Origin of the sequence: Venatorbacter sp. C2-1 (genome assembly GCF_022832715.1) — a bacterium.
Taxonomy (GTDB): domain Bacteria; phylum Pseudomonadota; class Gammaproteobacteria; order Pseudomonadales; family Oceanobacteraceae; genus Venatoribacter; species Venatoribacter alkanivorans.
In genome coordinates, this window is sequence record NZ_CP094879.1 from 340,001 (window position 1) to 361,047 (window position 21,047).

The 21,047-nt window shown below is 52.9% G+C and carries 18 protein-coding genes and 2 rRNA genes (1 of these 20 cut by a window edge); 14 read left to right on the plus strand and 6 right to left on the minus strand.

From position 1 onward, the window contains the following. Together MT343_RS01435 and rrf are read left to right on the plus strand one after the other, a co-directional pair. A 23S ribosomal RNA gene (locus MT343_RS01435) occupies window positions 1-1,029 on the plus strand; it begins 1,860 nt to the left of the window's first position. Window positions 1,030-1,180: 151 nt separating this feature from the next. Next, window positions 1,181-1,296, plus strand: a 5S ribosomal RNA gene (rrf, locus tag MT343_RS01440). A gap of 137 nt (window positions 1,297-1,433) precedes the next feature. Here the strand turns inward: rrf and MT343_RS01445 are convergent. Then, on the minus strand, window positions 1,434-2,321 hold the full coding sequence (locus MT343_RS01445; protein WP_243989447.1) for a LysR substrate-binding domain-containing protein: 888 nt from the start codon (window positions 2,319-2,321) through the stop codon (window positions 1,434-1,436). 99 nt (window positions 2,322-2,420) lie between these two features. Between MT343_RS01445 and MT343_RS01450 the strand changes: the two genes are divergently transcribed. Next, window positions 2,421-3,191 carry a glutathione S-transferase family protein gene (locus MT343_RS01450; protein ID WP_145470594.1) on the plus strand — a complete coding sequence of 257 codons (771 nt, stop codon included), beginning with the start codon at window positions 2,421-2,423 and terminating at the stop codon, window positions 3,189-3,191. A 63-nt stretch (window positions 3,192-3,254) separates the two neighbouring features. On the opposite strand, the gene MT343_RS01455 is transcribed toward MT343_RS01450, so the two are convergent. Further along, window positions 3,255-4,283: a hypothetical protein gene (locus MT343_RS01455; protein ID WP_145470596.1), complete on the minus strand. Its 1,029-nt coding sequence runs from the start codon at window positions 4,281-4,283 to the stop codon at window positions 3,255-3,257. Between the two features lie 198 nt (window positions 4,284-4,481). On the opposite strand from MT343_RS01455, the gene MT343_RS01460 reads away from it, so the two are divergent. From MT343_RS01460 to MT343_RS01470, 3 genes are read left to right on the plus strand one after another with little or no spacing between them, the layout of a single operon-like run. Beyond that, window positions 4,482-4,826 (plus strand): histidine triad nucleotide-binding protein, encoded by a 345-nt coding sequence (locus MT343_RS01460; RefSeq protein WP_145470598.1) that lies wholly within the window; start codon window positions 4,482-4,484, stop codon window positions 4,824-4,826. 7 nt (window positions 4,827-4,833) lie between these two features. Next, window positions 4,834-6,267: a molybdate ABC transporter ATP-binding protein ModF gene (modF, locus tag MT343_RS01465; protein ID WP_145470599.1), complete on the plus strand. Its 1,434-nt coding sequence runs from the start codon at window positions 4,834-4,836 to the stop codon at window positions 6,265-6,267. A 56-nt stretch (window positions 6,268-6,323) separates the two neighbouring features. Then, window positions 6,324-7,613, plus strand: coding sequence for an HD-GYP domain-containing protein (locus MT343_RS01470; protein WP_145470601.1), 1,290 nt, complete (start codon window positions 6,324-6,326; stop codon window positions 7,611-7,613). A gap of 44 nt (window positions 7,614-7,657) precedes the next feature. On the opposite strand, the gene MT343_RS01475 is transcribed toward MT343_RS01470, so the two are convergent. Together MT343_RS01475 and ilvD are read right to left on the minus strand one after the other, a co-directional pair. Then, a complete protein-coding gene (locus tag MT343_RS01475) occupies window positions 7,658-8,929 on the minus strand; it encodes a hypothetical protein (protein WP_145470603.1) in 1,272 nt (423 codons plus the stop codon). Window positions 8,930-9,054: 125 nt separating this feature from the next. Next, the gene (gene ilvD, locus MT343_RS01480) at window positions 9,055-10,890 is read right to left on the minus strand and encodes a dihydroxy-acid dehydratase (protein ID WP_145470604.1); all 1,836 of its coding nucleotides are present in this window, start codon (window positions 10,888-10,890) and stop codon (window positions 9,055-9,057) included. Between the two features lie 483 nt (window positions 10,891-11,373). Here ilvD and MT343_RS01485 point away from each other — a divergent pair, with 483 nt between their 5' ends. Continuing rightward, the gene (locus MT343_RS01485) at window positions 11,374-12,084 is read left to right on the plus strand and encodes an HNH endonuclease (protein WP_222428617.1); all 711 of its coding nucleotides are present in this window, start codon (window positions 11,374-11,376) and stop codon (window positions 12,082-12,084) included. Window positions 12,085-12,106: 22 nt separating this feature from the next. Here MT343_RS01485 and MT343_RS01490 read toward each other — a convergent pair whose 3' ends face one another. Together MT343_RS01490 and MT343_RS01495 are read right to left on the minus strand one after the other, a co-directional pair. Beyond that, window positions 12,107-12,433 carry a branched-chain amino acid transporter permease gene (locus MT343_RS01490; RefSeq protein WP_145470606.1) on the minus strand — a complete coding sequence of 109 codons (327 nt, stop codon included), beginning with the start codon at window positions 12,431-12,433 and terminating at the stop codon, window positions 12,107-12,109. Beyond that, complete coding sequence (locus MT343_RS01495; protein WP_145470608.1) at window positions 12,430-13,131, minus strand: AzlC family ABC transporter permease; 702 nt, start codon at window positions 13,129-13,131, stop codon at window positions 12,430-12,432. The genes MT343_RS01490 and MT343_RS01495 overlap by 4 nt, the downstream gene beginning before the upstream one ends. Window positions 13,132-13,374: 243 nt before the next feature. Between MT343_RS01495 and MT343_RS01500 the strand changes: the two genes are divergently transcribed. From MT343_RS01500 to MT343_RS01530, 7 genes are all read left to right on the plus strand, one after another. Continuing rightward, window positions 13,375-14,757, plus strand: coding sequence for a ribonuclease J (locus MT343_RS01500; protein ID WP_145470610.1), 1,383 nt, complete (start codon window positions 13,375-13,377; stop codon window positions 14,755-14,757). A 411-nt stretch (window positions 14,758-15,168) separates the two neighbouring features. Further along, window positions 15,169-15,768 carry an FMN-dependent NADH-azoreductase gene (locus tag MT343_RS01505; RefSeq protein ID WP_145470612.1) on the plus strand — a complete coding sequence of 200 codons (600 nt, stop codon included), beginning with the start codon at window positions 15,169-15,171 and terminating at the stop codon, window positions 15,766-15,768. Between the two features lie 562 nt (window positions 15,769-16,330). Next, window positions 16,331-18,016 carry an arginine--tRNA ligase gene (argS, locus tag MT343_RS01510; RefSeq protein WP_145470614.1) on the plus strand — a complete coding sequence of 562 codons (1,686 nt, stop codon included), beginning with the start codon at window positions 16,331-16,333 and terminating at the stop codon, window positions 18,014-18,016. A 78-nt stretch (window positions 18,017-18,094) separates the two neighbouring features. Then, on the plus strand, window positions 18,095-18,631 hold the full coding sequence (locus MT343_RS01515) for an SPOR domain-containing protein (protein WP_145470616.1): 537 nt from the start codon (window positions 18,095-18,097) through the stop codon (window positions 18,629-18,631). A gap of 3 nt (window positions 18,632-18,634) precedes the next feature. Then, window positions 18,635-19,450 (plus strand): DUF817 domain-containing protein, encoded by an 816-nt coding sequence (locus MT343_RS01520; protein ID WP_243989448.1) that lies wholly within the window; start codon window positions 18,635-18,637, stop codon window positions 19,448-19,450. Window positions 19,451-19,493: 43 nt separating this feature from the next. Beyond that, a complete protein-coding gene (locus MT343_RS01525; RefSeq protein ID WP_145470618.1) occupies window positions 19,494-20,366 on the plus strand; it encodes a hypothetical protein in 873 nt (290 codons plus the stop codon). Between the two features lie 51 nt (window positions 20,367-20,417). After that, complete coding sequence (locus MT343_RS01530) at window positions 20,418-20,960, plus strand: hypothetical protein (RefSeq protein WP_243989449.1); 543 nt, start codon at window positions 20,418-20,420, stop codon at window positions 20,958-20,960. The last annotated feature ends 87 nt before the right edge of the window (window positions 20,961-21,047 follow it).

Genomic DNA, 21,047 nt, shown 5'->3' on the forward strand with positions numbered 1-21,047 from the left:
AAGCTCTTGATCGAAGCCCCGGTAAACGGCGGCCGTAACTATAACGGTCCTAAGGTAGCGAAATTCCTTGTCGGGTAAGTTCCGACCTGCACGAATGGCGTAATGATGGCGACACTGTCTCCACCCGAGACTCAGTGAAATTGAATTCGCAGTTAAGATGCTGCGTTCCCGCGGCTAGACGGAAAGACCCCGTGAACCTTTACTATAGCTTCACAGTGAACTTTGAATTGGCTTGTGTAGGATAGCTGGGAGGCTTTGAAGCAGAGACGCCAGTCTTTGTGGAGCCAATCTTGAAATACCAGCCTGGTCAATTTGGGGTTCTAACTCTGGTCCGTTATCCGGATCGAGGACACTGTGTGGTGGGTAGTTTGACTGGGGCGGTCTCCTCCCAAAGAGTAACGGAGGAGCACGAAGGTCGGCTAATCCTGGTCGGACATCAGGAGGTTAGTGTAATGGCACAAGCCGGCTTAACTGCGAGACAGACACGTCGAGCAGGTACGAAAGTAGGTCATAGTGATCCGGTGGTTCTGTATGGAAGGGCCATCGCTCAACGGATAAAAGGTACTCCGGGGATAACAGGCTGATACCGCCCAAGAGTTCACATCGACGGCGGTGTTTGGCACCTCGATGTCGGCTCATCACATCCTGGGGCTGAAGCCGGTCCCAAGGGTATGGCTGTTCGCCATTTAAAGTGGTACGCGAGCTGGGTTTAGAACGTCGTGAGACAGTTCGGTCCCTATCTGCCGTGGGCGTTTGAGATTTGAGAAGAGCTGCTCCTAGTACGAGAGGACCGGAGTGGACGAACCTCTGGTGTTCCGGTTGTCACGCCCGTGGCATTGCCGGGTAGCTACGTTCGGACAGGATAACCGCTGAAAGCATCTAAGCGGGAAACCTCCTTCAAGATGAGATCTCACTGGAACTTCGAGTTCCCTGTAGGGCCCTGGAAGACTACCAGGTTGATAGGTCAGGTGTGTAAGTGCTGTGAGGCATTGAGCTAACTGATACTAATTGCCCGTGAGGCTTGACCATATAACACCCAAACCCGGTAAGGGTTGATTGAATACGACAAGCAACTGCTTGTTCGCTTGAGAATCTCTTCACTTAACAGTGACTCATGTATCCGCCCTAATTTGAAGTCATGTCGCAGAACGCGTAAGACGACCAGCTTCATAAAGGTTTGCTTGACGACAATAGAGCTGTGGAACCACCTGAATCCATTCCGAACTCAGAAGTGAAACGCAGCATCGCCGATGGTAGTGTGGGGCTTCCCCATGTGAGAGTAGGTCATCGTCAAGCTCTTATTCTAAACCCCCGTCAGCTGAGCTGGCGGGGGTTTTTCTTTGCCCGTAAGAAATATCGATGGCTATCTGCTGAACAACACCCGGCCGTTCAGTCTTTGTCTGAAAAATAGAAAAATAACGCGCCAGATAAATTCACAGCGCAGCAAAGACTCCGCACAACCACCTATTCACACGCTCATAGCCCTTCCGTTTATGGTCGTTCGGTTTACTGACGAAATAGAATCCCGCCCTGCACTCCAGCGGTTGATCGGCAAACGCCTGTAAGCGTCCTGAACGCAGTTCATGGGCTGAGATCGGTAAGATGGCAAGCGCAACTCCAAGGCCCGCTCTGGCCGCGCACAGACCGGCGTCGTAGCTGTCGAAGAACAGCTGCCGGCTGCTGGTGACCGCACTCGCTGTCGCTTCGCCATATGCCTGCCAGTCGTCAAAGCCGTTACGGCCGTGAATCAGGCTGTGCTGCTGCCAGTTTTTATCTTTCTCTTTGTTCTGTTGCACATATTCGCTGCTGGCGACAGGCACGGCGTAGGCCGGGCAGATCAGCTGCGCATCGTGACCGGCCCAGGGTGGTGTGCCGAAGCGTATCGCTGCATCCAGGGTTTTATCCTGCAGGTTTTCTGTGGCCATGCTGGTGTGAATAATCAGATCAATCTGCGGATATGCCTGGCGGAATTCTGCGAGACGGGGAATAACAATCTCATTGGCGACATAGGAGATCATGCTCAGGTGGATGGTCGCCGAAATATATTGGCCGCAGAACTCCTCCCAGCCACTCTCGTACGCGCTGAGTGCTCTGGCTGCGGTTTCGTAAAAACTCGCACCGGCCTGTGTGAGTCGCAGCTCCCGCTGGCTGCGTTTAAACAGGCTCAGGCCAATATTCTCTTCCAGTGCTTTGATCTGCTGGCTGATTGCTGACGGCGTGATATTCAGCTGCATGGCGGCATGCTTGAAGCTGCGCAACTGTGCCGATTTAACAAAAGCCGGCAGATACTGCAGTGGTGGTGCTTTACGATATGGTTTCATAGTTAAGAAATTCTGAATCCGACTTCAGAGATTGTCGTTTGAAATACCGTGCTGCGTAAAACATTATTCCTTTAAATATAAACTGCATAAGGATTTCTGATGCCGGTAAATTATGTTGGATTAGAGCGGGCACGTCAGGCTGATGGGCTGCGCATGGTTGTGGTTGGCGGCATTCCCAGTCCCTGGGGTGAAGCTGCGAAGGGCATTCTGAAAATTAAAGGTCTCGATTGGCTCGCGGTTCGTCTGGATCAGCGCGATGATGCGATGGCTGCTTGGACCGGTTGCAGAAATGCGCCGGTGCTTATGCTGAATGACGAAGCACCACGCAGCGACTGGCAGGAAATTCTGCTGCTGGCAGAGCGTCTGAGCCCGGAGCCGGCATTATTACCTGCAGAAGATCCGCACAGAACGGAAGTGCTGACGCTGTGCGCGGAAATTTGTGGAGCGAATGGTCTGGGCTGGTTCCGCCGTCTGGATGCCGTGCACCGTGGCCTGCAGGGACTTGAGGGATTTCCACCACCGGTAGCCGGTTATCTTGGTAAAAAATACGGTTATGATGCCGCTAATGCCGGGCAGTATGTGCCGGAGATTGTCAGGCTGCTGAATAAACTGAGTAAACGCCTGCAGGAACAACAGCAACAGGGCAGCCGGTTTTATTATGGTGAGCAGCTCAGTGCAGTGGATATTTATGCGGCCTGTTTTATGGCGCTGTTCCGTCCGTTAGCGGAAGAGGTGTGCCCGATGCCTGCGCCAATCCGCAGTGCCTTTTCTGCTCTTGATGAGCGTATTCTCGCTGCACTGGATGAAAGGCTGCTTGAGCATCGCGACTTTATCTACCAGAACTATCTGGAGTTGCCTTTGTCGCTGTAACGCGGAGATAAATAAAAAGCCTGCATTTGCAGGCTTTTTATCATCACAGCCAACGCTGAATTATCACAGGTAGTAGTTTTTGCCAGACTCCGTACCGCGTTTAATATAATCACGCAGTCCGATGCCGTTATCCTGCTTTATTTCTTCCAGCTCTTTCAGCAGCTTTTTCGCATGGAAGCTGTCCAGTGCTTCCATCGCCGAAATGGGGGCAATACCTGCGGCTATACGCATCTGTTCAAGGGCGCGGTCGAGCGCTTTCTGTTTATAGATATAAAGCAGGCTCTGCGCCGCTTCCAGATGAACATTGGCAATTAAACGGTTCTGGGCGAGTGCGGCGTTGTAATAGTTCTCTACCACCTGATCATCTGCACCGTAGGCCATGCGCCCCATAAAATGCCCCATTTTACGCACGATGCCGGCATCCATTGAGCCTTTGGCAGCTAGCACAAACACATTGTAGGGTTCGGCTTCTGCCATCGTGTTCAGTTCGCTGGTCATGGTGTCCATATAACCGCGGCTGAGCACGGTAGGGGAGGAAATTTCTTCACTCAGACGGGCCATGGCATAAAAGGCAAAATAGCGGGCCATAATGTCATGCTGCGTTAATGCCGCAGTCTTTTCATGGCGGGCAATAATGTCTTCCCATAGCGCGTGGCGTTTGTCTTTATCATTTTCCAGACGCAGGCCGTAAGTTGCCTGAGAATAAAATGCCACGCCGTGTCCCAGCGGTCCTATCGCGTAACCCTGTCTGGCGGCCGCCTGAAAATTGCCTTTATAAAATTCACGCCAGGCCTGCTGAAGTTTTTCCGCCAGTTGTTCCACCGATTCAAATTCCGGGGTCGCCAGTCTCAGCTCGGAGTTACTGCTCAGTACGGCTGATAAATAATCTGCATTGGGGAAGGGGTAATCCGTTGCGCGGTTAAGCTGAAACCAGTATTCGTTCAGCCGCTCACCGGCATAGTCATAAGGCGCTTGTTCATAGGGAAAGGCCTGCCACTCAAAGGCGGTTACCGGGTTATCGCTGGTGTCAGCCTGGCACAGCGCAGACAAAGCCAGCAGCCCGGCAGCAAAGATGCGCAGTATCGGGGTCATGTTAGGTTCCTGTGGTGATTTTTATTTTATTGATACCATCGTACCCAAGCCCCGCCATGCTGTCATGGTCATAAGAGGCCGGGCTGAATCTGAAACCAACCGGATCTGAAACCAAAGGACGCGTTAACTGAATGTCTGGTCATTGTCATATTCATCAATTTTTCCTATGGTTGCTGCTTTCCAGTAAAGGAGTTACCCATGTCTGAGGATACGATTTTCGGCAAGATTGCCCGTGGTGAATTACCGGCAACCATGGTTTATGAAGATGAGCATTGTCTGGCCTTCCGCGATCTTTATCCGGCTGCACCTATGCACATCCTGCTGATTCCGCGTAAGCCGATTCCGCGTCTGTGCGATTCGGAGCCGGAAGATCAGGCGCTGCTCGGCCACCTGATGCTGACCGCCAGTAAAATTGCTGCTCAGGAAGGACTGGGTGATGCCTATCGTCTGGTTGTAAATAACGGTGCCGGAGCCGGCCAATCGGTTTTTCATCTGCACCTGCATATTATTGGCGGTCGCTCGCTGAGCTGGCCTCCGGGCTGAGGTTTTCATGCGTTTTTCTGCAATTCAGGCACGTCTGCACGATGGCCGTCATTTAGAAGTTGATCAGTGGCAGCTGAACCCGGGTGAATACTGGGCGATTACCGGCACCAACGGCAGCGGCAAAACCGTGCTGTCGGCGCTGGCCGGTGATCAGGTGGTGCTCAGTCATGGCGAAGCCTGCGATTTGCCAGAGTCGGTGGCCTATGTCTCGCTGGAGGCACAGGCCGCGCAGATTGAGCAGGAGCGCCATGACGACGAGAGTGATCTGAATGATGCGCCGGACAAAGGCACATTAATCTGTGATTTTCTTGCCCCTCTGGCTGAAGTGGAAAGCTGGGTTGATCGTCTGAGCATCCGCCACCTGCTGAACCAGGGCTTCCGCTCGTTATCTACCGGCGAAAGCCGCAAAGTGCTGCTGATTAACGCTCTGCGCCATAAACCCGACCTGCTGGTGCTGGATGAACCGCTGGAGGGGCTGGATCAGATCAGCCGTGAAGCCGTCAGTGACGCGCTGAATGAATTGCAGCAGAAGGGACAGGCCATGTTGTGGGTTGCCAACCGTCTGGATGAATTGCCCGGCTGGATCACGCACGTTGCTTTTATGCACGATGCCCGCCTGCTGTATCAGGGTACAAAAGACGATGTACTGGCGCAGCCGGAACTGCGCGGCCTGATGCACTTTGACCGGCCGCTGCCGGATTTCCCTGCGGCCGGACGTTCAGCACTGCAGCTGGCTGAAGGTGAACCTCTGGTCGGTATGAAAGACGTTGCCATCCGCTATGACGAACGTGAACTGTTCAGTGGCCTTAACTGGCGTGTTGAAGCCGGCGAGCACTGGGCCATTCAGGGGCCGAACGGCAGTGGCAAAACCAGCCTGCTGCAATTGATCACCGGCGATAATCCACAGTGTTACCGCAACGACCTGCGCCTGTTCGGTATGCAGCGCGGACGCGGTGAAAGCATCTGGGATATTAAAAAACACATAGGTCTGGTGTCGGCTTCGCTGCAGTGGGAATACCGCGCGACCACCAATGTGCTGAGTACCGTTATTTCAGGCCTGTATGACAGCATTGGCCTGTATCAGGCAACCGGTGATGACGATAAGCAGCTGGCGCTGCAGTGGCTGGATATTATCGGTCTGCGTCATAAAGCCAACCAGAGCCTGCAACATCTCTCTTATGGTGAACAGCGCCTGGTGCTGATTGCCCGGGCATTAATCAAGCAGCCGCCATTACTGATTCTCGATGAGCCTTGTCAGGGATTGGATGACCCCAGCCGTATGCTGGTTCTGGCCTTTATTAATCGTCTGGCAGAACAGCATGACACTACCTTGCTGTATGTGACCCATCACCCTACAGAAATCCCGGACGCCATTGTTAACCGGTTGCAGTTTGAAACAAAAGACGGCAAAAACCAGCTACAAATCTCCTGCAGAGAATAAAGTGCCAGACAGAGCCGCTACCTTTAAAATAACAATAATAACAAAGGTATTTATCAATGATCGGATCCATTACAACAACGCGTAATGGCCGCAAGTTTCAGATCAATAAACGACACACGCGCAAGCGAATGGACGTGTCGGAACTTACAGCCGGGATGTACATTGTTGAACTGGACCGGCCATGGACGGAGTCACCTTTTCTTTTTCAGGGATTCCTGCTGGAAAACGATGATGATTTATTGCTTATTCAAACCCTATGCAAGTGGGTATTCGTCGATGTTGTCGAGGAAGAATGGAATGAGCTGGATGAAAAAGGAAAAAGTGCGCCGCAAAAACGCACCCGCTATGTTGAAAAACAGGAAATGGCGCAGCAGCTGAGTGCTGCCAACCGCACTTATCAGGCGACCAAACTGCAGATTAAACGTCTGCTGGCCAGTGCTCAGCTGGGGCAGGCATTTAATCTTCAGGAAGCACAGAGAGCGGTTAAAGATTGCGTCGAACGCGTTGTAAATAATCCTAACGCCATTCTCTGGCTGACCCGTTTAAAACACCAGGATGAATATACCGCCGAGCATTCTGTTAACGTTTGCCTGTTATCCATTGCGTTAGGTAAACAAATGGATCTGGCACCCTATGAGCTGGAAAATCTCGGTATCTGCGGATTAATGCACGATATCGGCAAAATGAAAGTGCCAACAGAAATTCTGAATAAACCCGGTCCGCTTGATCCGGAAGAATTTGCCGAGATGGCACGGCATACGCTTTACGCCAAACAATTATTAATGGGCCGTTCGGATATTTATCCGGGGGCAGTGGATGTGGCATACAGCCATCATGAGCGTTTGGATGGCAAAGGCTATCCGCGCGGTATCGACAGCACTAAATTATCGCTGTTTACCCGCATTGTTACCGTTGCCGATGCTTATGATGCCATGACCAGTGACCGTTGTTATAAGCCGGGCATGTCATCGCTGGATGCGATGCGGATACTGAACCGTAACCGCGGTACCCAGTTTGATGAAGAGCTGGTAAGAAAATTTATTTCCATGATTGGGCTTTACCCGCCGGGGTATTTGCTGGAAATGAGTAACGGTGAGGTGGGTATTATTTTATCCGCTGATCCCGGTTACCAGCTGAAGCCTAAAGTTATTATGATTCTCGGCCCCGATAAGCAGCCACAACCGGAGCGCATTGTGAACTTATCCATGGCGCCGGCCGATGATTGCGGTGTTCCGTATCAACCCCAGGGCGTATTCCGCAGCGGTTGTTTTGGTGTGCATGTGAGTGATTACATTAATCGCGGTTTGCGGATTAAGGGTTTTGAATATGCGATGACGGGAGATTGATACACCCGCGCAGAAGATTTCTGCGGCGGGTTTAGCTGTGGATATTAATCTTCGGCCTGCGGTTTTTCTGCAGGCTTTATTTCTTCTTTTTCGGCGCTCTCTTCAACACCCTCTTCAGCACTCTCTGTTGTTACCGCGCTGGTTTCCGTTGCCGCAGGCACAGTGACAGGCTCCGCGGTGCTCTCCTTTTCAGGCGCAGCTTCTACAGGAGCCGTCGTGTCTTCGGCAGGGTTCTGTTGCAGGTCATCTGCCGGTGCTGCTTCTGCGTCCGGTTGCTCAACAACAACAGGAGAAGCCGCCTCCGATATAGCCGTTGCGCTGTTGTTTGGTGACCTGGCTTGCTGTGCCGCGTTACGCCGTGCCTGCTCTTCAGCATACTGAACGATGGCCAGCGTCTGATCTTTCAGGGCCATATGACGCATATCCCCGGCTCCTAAGGTCATGCTTAACTGGTGCAGATAACCTTCAAATTCCAGAGCCGCCTGTTCTGCCTGAGCGGAGTCCAGCCGGGTAATATTTTTGGCTTCACGGGCGATATACAGGGCATGTTGTGCGGCGCGCAGAGCTTCTTTACCCGTGCTTTCCGTCAGGGCACGATCCTGATAATGACGGCGAATGGTTTGCGCCGCTTTTTCTACCTGTAATTCGGCATCGCTGAAGGTTGCCGGCGCATGAGTATCGGCATCCTCGTCATCGGCTTTTTCCAGCGTTTCGTTGGCTGGCTGCCAGTGCAGGCGCAGCATGGTATCCAGCTCCAGCTGCTGCAGGGATTTCAGAACGCCTGCGGATTTATCGATGACCTTGTCGCTCTCCCCGGCTTCGATCATGCTGATCAGACTGCGCAGCTCTTTCATTTCACGCTGATAGCGCGCACTCATTACGCTGCCGGCTTTGATTTCATCCAATACCGCCTTCTGAGCAAACAGCGGAGATAACGCTGATTGCGCCCGCGCTTTGTTCTTAAGAGCGCTGTCGAGCAGGCTCAGCACCCGCGCAGAAGATTCAATACTGGCCTGCGCATCACCGGCCAGTTCATGGCTGCGCGCCTGCTTTAATGCCTGCTGAATCTGCTCCATATGCAGTGGTGCATAAAAACTCAGATCTTCGCTGCTGGCTGTTGCATAAGCGGCTTCGGCCTGGCTCAGCGCACGCTCGGAATCGTTGCCTAACTCACTGACCTTTTCGGTGGTGGCCTGCGTCACGCTGTCTTCGTTGGCAATGCGCTGAGCTGCGCAACCACTCAACAGTGACAGGCTGAGTAAACCGGTGAGCAGTGGGGTGGAAAAAGAAAAAGAGTTAAAAGCAAAACGCAGCATGAATAATTCCTGAATCGCGGCTGGCGTATATAAAAATGCCCGCACCATAACAATAATGAGTGCAGGCATTATAACTGGCCGAAGATCGTCCCGCAGGTCAATTTCCGGCCGGAGTCAGAACAGGCTCAGTCGAGCAGGCTCTTATCGCGTACCGCACCTTTATCGGCGCTGGTGGCGAACTTGGCGTAAACCTTCAGCGCAGTGCTCACTTTACGTGGGCGCTCGGCCGCTGGTTTCCAGCCTTTTTTGTCCTGCTCATGACGACGATGTGCGAGTTCTTCAGCACTCAGATCGACATTAATAGAACGGTTCGGGATATCAATATTGATGATATCGCCGTCCTGCAGCAGGCCAATGGCACCGCCGGCTGCGGCTTCCGGAGAGCAGTGACCAATCGACAGACCAGAAGTACCGCCGGAGAAGCGGCCATCGGTCAGCAGCGCACAGGCTTTGCCAAGACCCTTGGACTTCAGGTAAGAGGTCGGGTACAGCATTTCCTGCATACCCGGGCCGCCTTTCGGACCTTCGTAGCGGATAATCACGATATCACCGGCAACCACTTCATCGGCCAGAATGCCTTTTACCGCATCGTCCTGGCTTTCGAAGATTTTCGCTTTGCCCTGGAATACCAGAATGGATTCATCCACACCGGCGGTTTTTACCACACAGCCATCGAGTGCGATGTTGCCGTACAGAACCGCCAGGCCGCCTTCTTTCGAATAGGCGTGTTCCAGATTACGGATACAGCCGTTCTCACGGTCGCCGTCCAGTGTTGGCCAGCGGGTGCTCTGGCTGAATGCAGTCTGGGTCGGGATACCGGCCGGACCGGCTTTGTAGAACTTCACCACCTCTTCGCTTGGACTGCGCATGATGTCCCACTTATCCAGCGCTTCTTTCATGGTCTTGCTGTGTACGGTCGGCAGGTCGCTGTGCAGCAGACCTGCGCGGTCGATTTCACCCAGAATACCCATGATGCCACCGGCACGGTGTACGTCTTCCATATGGTACAGCGGCGAGTTTGGCGCCACTTTACACAGCTGCGGAACCACTCGTGACAGACGGTCGATGTCCTTCAGGTCGAAGTCGCACTCGGCTTCCTGAGCGGCAGCCAGCAAGTGCAGAATGGTGTTGGTTGAACCCCCCATCACGATATCCAGCGTCATCGCGTTTTCGAACGCTTTAAAGCTGGCGATAGAACGTGGCAGAACCGACTCATCGTTCTCTTCGTAGTAACGCTTGGTGATTTCCACGATGCGGCGACCGGCTTCAAGGAACAGCTGTTCGCGGTCGGCGTGCGTCGCCAGCAGCGAGCCGTTACCTGGCAGAGCCAGACCCAGCGCTTCGGTTAAGCAGTTCATCGAGTTCGCGGTAAACATACCGGAGCAAGAACCACAGGTCGGGCAGGCGCTGCGCTCGTATTCGGCCACTTTCTCATCGCTGGCAGAATCGTCGGCGGCGATAACCATCGCATCAACCAGATCCAGCTTGTGCTCAGACAGCTTGGTTTTACCGGCTTCCATCGGGCCACCGGAAACAAAGATCACCGGAATGTTCAGGCGCAGCGACGCCAGCAGCATTCCCGGAGTGATCTTGTCGCAGTTGGAAATACAGACGATGGCATCGGCGCAGTGCGCGTTCACCATGTATTCAACCGAATCGGCGATCACTTCACGCGATGGCAGGCTGTACAGCATACCGTCATGACCCATGGCGATACCGTCATCCACCGCAATGGTGTTGAACTCTTTTGCCACACCACCGGCTTTCTCGATCTCGCACGCAACCAGCTGACCCAGGTCTTTCAGGTGCACGTGGCCAGGTACGAACTGGGTAAAGGAGTTCGCGACAGCAATGATCGGCTTCTGGAAATCGTCATCTTTCATCCCGGTAGCGCGCCACAGCGCACGGGCTCCGGCCATATTGCGACCTGCAGTGGAGGTCTTGGAACGGTATTCAGGCATGGTGTCCCTCGTCTGATCAACGGCTGAAAAATAAAGGCACATATTGTATCAGCCGCGGCGCAATAGCTCATCTGCCTATTTTCAGCTGGCAGAGCCATAAGTTACCCCCATCTTCAGTGGATAACTTTGTGACTAACTTTGGGATGAATGGCTACAGGTAAGACAAACCGGGCCAGCGTAACAGATTGATGAAAGTTTGAACGCCTGGGCAGAAAAGCCGGAAACTCAGAAAAAGCCTGATGCAGCAAGGCTTTTGTGCAAATTTTTTGTAACAGATTCAGGGGGTTAGTTGAAAAAGATAAGACAGGGTGTCAAGGGGATTAGGTAAGTTATTGATTGGTAGTTTTGTGGATAAGATTGGGGGTAAGTTGGTTATTGGTTGAGGAAAACTTCTCGGCTGGCATGGTTCAACCTGTACGATTAATTGATAGAACCCACTCTAGAGAGTAGATTGCCGATGTCACCTGATTTAGGAATCACTGCATGACCTTTGATGAATGGATGCGAGCACAAGGGCTATCGGACTCTTCAGTTAAAAAATACCTGTCGAGTGTACAGGGCGTTATGTCTGAATGGGCGCAAAGTGCGGGTTTGGTCGATGGTCCTCTGACTTCTATTTCTGGTCTTGCTCAATTTCATGTTGTGGCAGAGCAGCTGAAGCAATTACCAATTTTTATTGAGCGCAACACGGTTGGTAATTCGATGTACAGCAGTGCTTTGAATCGCTTTGCTGATTATTTAAAAGCGGGGTTTGACTCGGATATAGAAGCCGACATAGATGATATTTTTCGACAACCTAATATCAGTGAAACCGAAAAAAGTCGTCTCGTTAAAACTCGCATAGGGCAGGGGGATTTTCGCACAAGGCTTATTGGCTATTGGCAAGGGTGTTCGGTGACGGGCTATCAAGATGTTAGCTTTTTGGTCGCATCGCATATTAAACCTTGGCGTGTGTCTAGCAATGTGGAAAAGCTTGATCACTTTAATGGCTTGCTTCTTTTACCTACGCTGGATAAAGCGTTCGATGGTGGATTTATTAGTTTTAAAAATAACGGTGATATTGTTCTTTCACCACAGTTATCTCACCCGGATGTGTTGGGCATTCGAAGCGATATGAACATACAACTCGCGCAGCAACATTTAGTCTTTTTAGAGTTTCATCGCGACTGTGTTTTTCGCAAAGCACCGTATTAACGTCGTTTAAAGCTCAGGCTAATTAACCCACCCCCATCTGCACCAGCAGCATATACATCGCCGTCCCTCCGACAATACTGATCAGCGCCTGGCGGAACGCCAGGTGCAGCGCCGTTACCAGCAGCAGGCAGCCCAGTTCGGGCAGAAAATCCAGCGAGAATGCCACGTCGTTTTTAAACGAATAAATCACCAGCAGCACCATGACGATGGGCGGCAGAAAACGGCCCAGGTGTTCCAGCAGCGGGTGGTCGGCCACCCGTCCGAGTACCATAAAAGGCAGGGCGCGGGTCAGGAAGGTCACGCCCGCCAGCAGCGCAATTACGCTGCTCAGATACCAGAATTCGTTCATGCCTCAGGCCCCTTGTGTGTGCGGCGCGCGGCGTATTGCATCATCAGTACGCTGAGGCTGAGCAGGATGGCAATCAGCAGCATCTGTTCGCGGCTGATCAGCAGCAATGTGCCGAAGCCAATCAACAGGGCGGCAATAAAAGGACGCATATCGCGCAGGTGTTTGTACTGTTCGATGGTCAGCACCATAAACAGCGCCGGTAATACAAAGGCGATGCCGGCGGTGTTGAATTCCAGTTGGCTGCCAAGCCAGGCGCCAAGGGTGCAGCCGATTACCCAGTACAGCTGGTTCACTGCAGTAATGCGCAGCTGGAACTGGCCGCGGTCGATATCCGCCGGCAGGTGGGTGGCAGTAATCAGTGAGTAGGTTTCATCGGTGAGGCCAAAAATCTGATAGACGCGCCGCCAGCCACGGTTGGGCATACGGCTGATTAATGACAGGCCGTAAAAAATATGGCGCGAATTAATCAGCAGGGTGGCCACCGCCATTTCGGTCAGCGTTGCCTGATTAGCCAGTAATCCCACCGCCAGAAACTGCCCGGCACCGGCGTAAATAAACAGCCCCATCGCCGTGGCGTACAGCCAGTGGTAGTCGAGCTCGCTGAACAGCACGCCGAAGGCCGCACCTAAGGGCAAATAGCCAAACATCACCGGTAGCGAAGTACGCAGCACCAGCGTGTTAAGAGGGGAAAGTGTCATAGCAGAATCTGCGGGTCGTGAATCTGTGGATGAATCCGTAAACAGCGAGTCGCGGCGAGAGCCTGTCGAGCGATCAATCAGTAGCGCGGAGTCTAAGGCCGGGCTTAAGCGTGGACAAGTGGACTTTAGTAACCGGCTGAGGGGTTTACGGGCTGAATAAAGTCTGGCAGTCGGTATACTCGTTATTAAATATATTAATGCCGCGCATTGTGCGCCTTGTCAGGAAGCCAGTCAGGAATAACCATGAGCCCCAGCGAACACGATCTCTTCTTCCTGCCCCTTGGCGGCACCGGTGAGATCGGCATGAACATGAACCTCTACGGCCACGACGATCAGTGGCTGATGGTCGATTGCGGCGTGACTTTTCCCAAGCCGGGGCGGGTCAGCGCCGATGGCACCCGCCACCATTCGGGCGAGCCGGATACGCAAATGCCCGATACGGAATTTATTGCCGCGCGTAAAGATCAGCTGGCCGGCTTAATCATCACCCACGCCCACGAAGACCATATCGGCGCGGTGCCCTATCTGTGGCACAAGCTGCGCTGCCCGGTGTATTGCACGCGCTTTACCGCCGAAGTGCTGAAAAAGAAACTGGCCGAACATGGCCTGCTGCACCAGGTAAAAATCATCGTGCCGGAAACCGGCGAGCGTGTGGCCATCGGCCCGTTTGAGGTGGAATTTTTAGCCTTAACGCATTCGGTGCCCGACCCGAATGCGCTGATGATCCGCACCGCCGCCGGCAATGTGTTTCATACCGGCGACTGGAAGCTCGACCCCGAGCCGGTGGTGGGCCACGGCTATAAACAGGAAACCTTTACCCGCCTGGCGCAGGAAGGTGTGCTGGCGATGGTGTGCGATTCCACCAATGCCACCGTGGCCGGGCATTCCGCCTCGGAAGGCGATCTGTACGATGGCCTGCGCCATTACATCGAAAGCGCTAAAGGGCGGGTTATTGTTACCTGTTTTGGCAGCAATATTGCGCGCTTGTTAACGCTGTCTCATGTGGCCGATGACACCGGCCGTTATATGGGCCTTTATGGCCGCTCGATGATCAATATGCACCAGTGTGCCAAGCGGGCGGGTGTGTGGCCGTTCAGTGCCGGCTCGGTGGACACCGGGCATCTGGGGTATTTACCGCGCCACGAAGTGCTGGCGGTAGCGACCGGCAGTCAGGGCGAACCGCATACCGCATTGCGCCGTCTGGCGGCAGGCACTCATCCGGATTTTGAGCTGGAACCCGGCGACCGGGTGATATTCAGCGCCCGCGCCATTCCCGGTAACGAAGAAGCTATTCAGGGCATTATCGACCAGCTGCACAGCATCGGTGTGGAAGTGATCACCGCCGACGATGCCGAACTGCCGATTCACGCCTCCGGCCATCCGGCACAGGAAGAGCTGGAGACTTTATACCGCTGGGTGCAGCCGGAAATCGCCATCCCGGTGCATGGCGAAGACGTGCATATGAAAGCCCACGCCGCACTGGCTAAAGGTTGCGGCGTACCGCGCACTCTGACCGGGCGCAACGGCGACCTGTTCATGCTGGCGCCGGTGCCCGGTATTCAGCGCCAGAAGGTGCGTACCGGACGGCTGGGCTGGGAAAAAGGCGCGCTGGTGCGGGTGATCTGAGTGCAAGAATCCCCTGCGGGCCTGCTGCTGCATCATTAACCCGATCACCTGGCTCCCACGCTCTGCGTGGTAGCCACTGCTGGCACAGTTGCATTCCCACGCAGAGCGTAGGAACGAGGAAACGTATTCTTTTAAATATCATGTCGCAAACACGGTTTTCGTTGAAATACCTGGCGCCGCACGATCGCCGGTTTTCACCTGGCTCCCACGCTCTGCGTGGTAGCCCTTGCTGGTACAGTTGCATTCCCACGCAGAGCGTAGGAACGAGAAAAAATCACCCGTGGGCCTGCTGTTTTCAGCAAAGGAACAACTTTTTAGAAAGATAGCCACGGATTTTTGCGATTTTTAATCGAAATCGTCCGGAGCAAAATGCCCTCAATTCCTGCGAACAGCACATTGAGGAGCACAAACATGGCAACACTTCTGTACATCAAAGGCAGCATCTTCGGCGACCACGGTCAGTCCAGCCAGCTGGCCGAAAAATTCATCGCCGGCTGGAAAGCCGCTAACCAGAACGGCGAGGTTGTGATTCGCGATCTGGCCACAGACGTTCCGCCTTATCTCGATGCCAACAGCGTTGGTGCCTTTATGACCCCGGCCGAACAGCGCACAACTGAGCAGCAAAGCATTGTGGCTTACTCCGATGCCCTGATCGCCGAAATCAAAGCAGCCGATGAAGTGGTGGTGGGCGTGCCTATGTACAACTTCACCATTCCGGCGCAGATGAAGTCTTACCTCGATTTCCTGTGCCGTGCCGGGATCACCTTTAAGTACACTGAAGCGGGTGCCGTTGGTCTGCTCGACAACAAACCGGTGCATATTCTGGCGACCCGCGGTGGCCTGTATAAGGGCACACCGGCCGATACCCAGACGCCGTTCCTGACCACCATCTTCTCCTTTATCGGCCTGAGCGATGTGCGCTTTGTCTATGCCGAAGGCCTGAACCTGGGCGACGACAGCAAGAATGCCGCTCTGGAAGCTGCCGGTCAGGAAATCGCCGCACTGGCGTAATTCCCGGTTCTCCCGGTTTTGTTGACGCGACAGCGTAAGCGGAAGGTGCGAAAGCAGCTTCCGCTTTTTTATGCCTGTTGTTCAGGGTCTGTATCCACAACGATCAGCCTGCTGCGGCTGATGTGAATGTTATCCAGAGATTCTGTGGATAAAATCGTGGAAAAGTTTGGGGTAAGGGGCTGCAGGGCACTTTATGCGGGCGTTGTTGTCAGATCGTGCGAATTTTAAACGCCTGTACGAATTCAGCCGCAGGCCACGGATGGCAAGCGCTGGCAAGAAAATTTTGTAATAAAAATCAGTAGGATGAGCGCTGCTGCTGTGTTATGGCGCGGCGTTTGCGCAGGTGTTTACAAAAAATAAAATGTGGATAACTTTGTGAGTTAACTGCGGGAAAGTTGCGTATAAGCTGGGGCCAAACAGCATTTTTGCTGTAAAAACAGACATTTAAGATCGCCTCTTAAATCTCCCCGGCGCCCTTCACCCAAACCGGCATTTTTGCGATAATCGCGCCCTTTTCTGAAAACATCTTCTGAACACAAATTAATCAGGCCAGATTTCCTCTATGAAACCGCAAATTGCTGAGCTTTTGTCCGCTGCCGTCGCCTCTCTTAAGGCCCAGGGAACCCTTCCCGCTGATCTCGAACCGCGCATCCAGATCGACAACACCCGCGACAAAGCCCACGGCGATCTGGCCACTAACCTGGCGATGATGCTGGCCAAGCCTGCCGGTAAAAATCCGCGAGAACTGGCGCAGCTGCTGGTGGACGCCCTGCCGGCCAACACGCTGGTAGAAAAAGTTGAAATTGCCGGCCCGGGTTTTATTAACTTCTATCTGAGCGATGCCTCGACCGCCAGTCTGGTAAAAGCCGTGCTGGAACAGAAAGAAGCCTACGGCCGCAACAACGATGGCGCCGGGCGCAAAGTGCAGGTGGAATTTGTGTCGGCCAACCCGACCGGACCGCTGCATATCGGTCACGGCCGTGGTGCTGCCGTTGGCGATTGTATATGCCGTCTGCTCGATGCCTCCGGCTGGGATGTAACCCGCGAATTTTATTACAACGATGCCGGTGCGCAGATTAACAATCTGGCGCTGTCGGTACAGGCGCGCTGCAAAGGCCTGACCCCGGACGATGCCAGCTGGCCGGAAGACGGCTACCGTGGCGATTACATCGTCGAGCTGGCCAACAGCTATATGAACGGCGATACCGTTGAATCTGCCGACCAGAGCTTTACCGGAGCCAAAGACGCCGACGACCTCGAAGCCATCCGTCACTTTGCCGTGGCTTATCTGCGTCGCGAACAGGATCTGGATTTAAAAGCCTTTGCCGTCGATTTCGATGTGTATTTCCTCGAGTCTTCCCTGTACAGCGAAGGCAAAGTGGAAGCCGCCGTAAAAACCCTGATCGATAATGGCTACACCTACGAAGACGGCGGCGCACTGTGGCTGCGCACCACCGATTTCGGTGATGACAAAGACCGCGTAATGCGCAAAAAAGACGGCGGTTACACCTACTTTGTTCCGGACGTAGCCTACCACCTCGACAAATGGCAGCGTGGTTTTGAGCGCGTAGTGAACGAGCAGGGCGCCGACCACCACAGCACCATTACCCGTGTGCGCGCCGGTCTGCAGGCGCTGAATGCCGGTATTCCAAAAGGCTGGCCAGACTACGTGCTGCACCAGATGGTGACCGTTATGCGCGGCGGCGAAGAAGTGAAAATTTCCAAGCGTGCCGGCAGCTATGTGACCCTGCGCGATCTGATCGACGAAGTGGGCCGCGATGCCACCCGTTACTTCCTGGCCGCGCGTAAAGCCGACAGCCAGTTAACCTTCGATATCGACCTGGCGCGTTCACAGTCGTCCGATAACCCGGTTTACTACATCCAGTACGCCCATGCCCGTGTATGCTCTATTTTCCGCAAACTGGCGGAAGCGGGTCAGAGCTGGACGCTGGCCGAAGGCCTGGCGGCACTGCCAAAACTGGAACTGGAAAGCGAAAAAGACCTGATTGTAAAACTGGGTCGTTTCCCGGAAATCGTTAAAGTGGCTGCCAATAATCACGAGCCGCACAGCGTGGCGAATTACCTGCGCGATCTGGCCGGTGATTTCCACACCTACTACAACTCAGAAAAAACCCTGGTGGACGATGCCGATGTGCGTAACGCCCGTCTGGCACTGGCGGAAGCCGTGCGTCAGGTGATCAGCAATGGTTTAGGGTTATTAGGCGTTTCAGCGCCGCAGGAAATGTAACCTTTTATTTGCATGATTGGGCCGCAGCGGAGTCTGCGGCTTTATTCTTTTTAACGAACACGGAAAAAAGGCAACGAAATGTCGGACAGCGCAAGTCGTATTCCCAAGTGGGTGTGGGTAACCACGCCAACACTGGCAGTCGCCTTTATCGGATTTATTCTGTATCTGGCGACTATTCCCGCCGGCGATGAACTGGAAGCCGTAAAAGGCGATGCCAAAAAAGCGCTGAAGCTGGGCGTGGAAAAAGCCAAAGAAGAAGCGGCAAAAGAAGTCGCCAAACCCAGCTATGAATTTTACCAGCTGCTGGAAAAACAGACTGTCGAAGTACCTAAAGTCGATGTGTATAAATCGACACCCAAAGATGCCGAAGTCAGCTACACCTATCGTTTACAGGCCGGTTCTTTCCGCTCTGCTGACGATGCCGAGCGCCTGCGCGCCAGCCTGCTGCTCGAAGGCCTGAATGCCTACCGTCAGGAATCGACCGTTAATGGCAGCACCTGGCACCGTGTATTTGTCGGCCCCTTTACTGACCGCTCAAAAATGAATAAAGCACAGGATTTACTGGTCAGCCGTAATATCAGTCCGTTAGCGCTGAAAGAACCGGTTAAGAAATAAACCGTGCACTATCATCGCGCCAGGGACTGGCTGCACGAATTCTGGTTATTTGGTCTGAAGCAGGCCTATGCCTGCATGTTCGGCGGATTTCTTTTGCTGGTAATGATCGTTACCCGTTACTGGTATCCGCTTGAATCCCTGCACCGTTACGATTTTATCTTTCTCGCCGCCATCGCCTTTCAGTTGCTTTTACTGGCCTTTAAACTGGAAACCATGCGTGAGGCCTGGGTGATCGTCGTATTCCATCTGGTGGCCACCGTGATGGAATTATTCAAAACCTCAGACGCCATCGGCTCCTGGGTTTACCCCGAAGATTATGTATTTGGTATCGGCAATGTGCCGCTGTTTACCGGCTTTATGTACAGCGCCGTGGGCAGCTATATTGCCCGCGTATGGCGGATATTCGACTTCCGTTATTCGTATTACCCGCGCCGCCGCTGGACCATAATTCTGGTGGTTCTGATTTATCTGAATTTCTTCAGCCATCATTTTATCTGGGATCTGCGCTGGCTGCTGCTGGGCGCAACCATCGTTTTATTTGCCCGCACCCATATTTATTTCCGTATGCACCGCGAGCACCGCCATATGCCGTTACTGGTTGGCTGGCTGCTGGTAGCCCTGTTTATCTGGCTGGCAGAAAATATCGCCACCTACACCAATATCTGGATTTACCCCAATCAGCAGAATGGCTGGCAAATGGTGCCGCTGGCCAAGCTGTCCTCCTGGTATTTACTGATGCTGCTGAGCTTTGTGCTGGTGTCGTTAATTAACAGGATTGAGATACCGCAATCTAAAGGCGTATCACAGAAACAAGGCTGAATGCCAGGCAGAGTGAAGCCAGCAGCGAATAAGGATATACGCAATGTTTGAGTACGAGAAAATAGAGCCTGTATTTCCTGGCAATCATATTGATGACTGGCAGAAGATCCGGAAGAAACAGTGGAAATATGTGAAACGTTCTTTAGGTATTGGGTTGGGAATCCTGCCTGATGCAATTGCGTCCATCAAAAAGAATGTCTACCTCTTAGAATCTCCGATATTTGATACAGCAGGAAGTGAAAGTTCTGCATTTCCGACGCCAAAAGATCACCCAGGTCATTGGGGGCCAGCTCCGCTTGCCGGTTTTTTCTTATGCGCTGATCAAAGTGAGGAGGCTTGGGATGAAATCTGGAAACTCTATTCCGAAACAACAAATGGAGAAACATTTGATGGTTTTCGTCAACGATTTTTGCAATACGTCCCCTATGGGCAGGGGCCGGATGAAAATAATCAGGATTTGTTTGGAACCTTTGGTGGGCTTGAGCAGCGTATGCTGCCGTACCTGATTCAGAGTGATGTCTACACCGATGACGTGTTTCAGATAGGGCGATTTGAATATCGTAAAGTGCCTTGGAAGTCGGCACACTATACTTTTGCTCACATTTTCAGTCATATCTCTCGAGCAGTAGATAAAGACTACTTTATATCACCTTTCACATATGCTCAGTGGTTGCACGGCTTGTATGTATCTTGTTTTAGTTTTGATCTTGAACAAGATGCTGAGTTTGATGAAGAGAGTCTTTATCTTTATTGCCAGCGATTGGTTAATGTATTGGATAGTAATGCTGATGAAACCTTCCACCCCAACCATCTCAAAGCCGCCCGCCTGTTGCTCACCATCCTCGAAGATGAAGGAACACCGAACTGGCTGCGTAAAATCTGGGTGGATGTGCGAGATGGCAAGGTGTCAGTCTGATGCTTGATTCCCATGTGTGAGCATGTAAAACCCTGAACAGGAAATAACGGAATGGAAGCCTGCTTTATTATCTTCGATGCGACATTTACTACTCAGTCGCTGCGCGACCGTGCAGCGTTCTACTTGTCTAAATATACCCGCCCGGAATGGGGCGACGATTACCCGGATGAAGATGAAGCCATCTTCGAAGCAGTGGATGACTGTATATTCCCATTAAAAATTGAACTGCGTGGTGAGTGTGGCCTGCGCTGGATCTGCAGTGGTGGTGAGTATGATGATATCCCTGCCGACTGGCCTGAGCGCCTGCAGGCACAGCAGGGTTTTAGCATTATCTGCATCAGCGCCGGCGGTGAAATTGAATGGCAGGTTCTCGCCTTCGATGGAAATACAACTCAGAACCGCTACGTCACCCGCTTTTATGATGATCGCGGGCGCGACCAGCCGATTGAAGATTTCGAACGTCAATTTACTACCCAAAAATGGCAGCAGGCGATGTTTGATGATAACGAAGATGCTTTGCTGGCTATGGCCGATATGCAGGCAGAGCGCTGGATTAAGGCACTCTCAGATAATGCGTTCACGGATATTTTTTAGGGTGCAGGATTATTTAGCCTGTCGTATTAATTCTGCTGGCGAAGAGAAAGCAGAGAAGTTGCTTAATGTGTTAGGGGGGGATTAGTT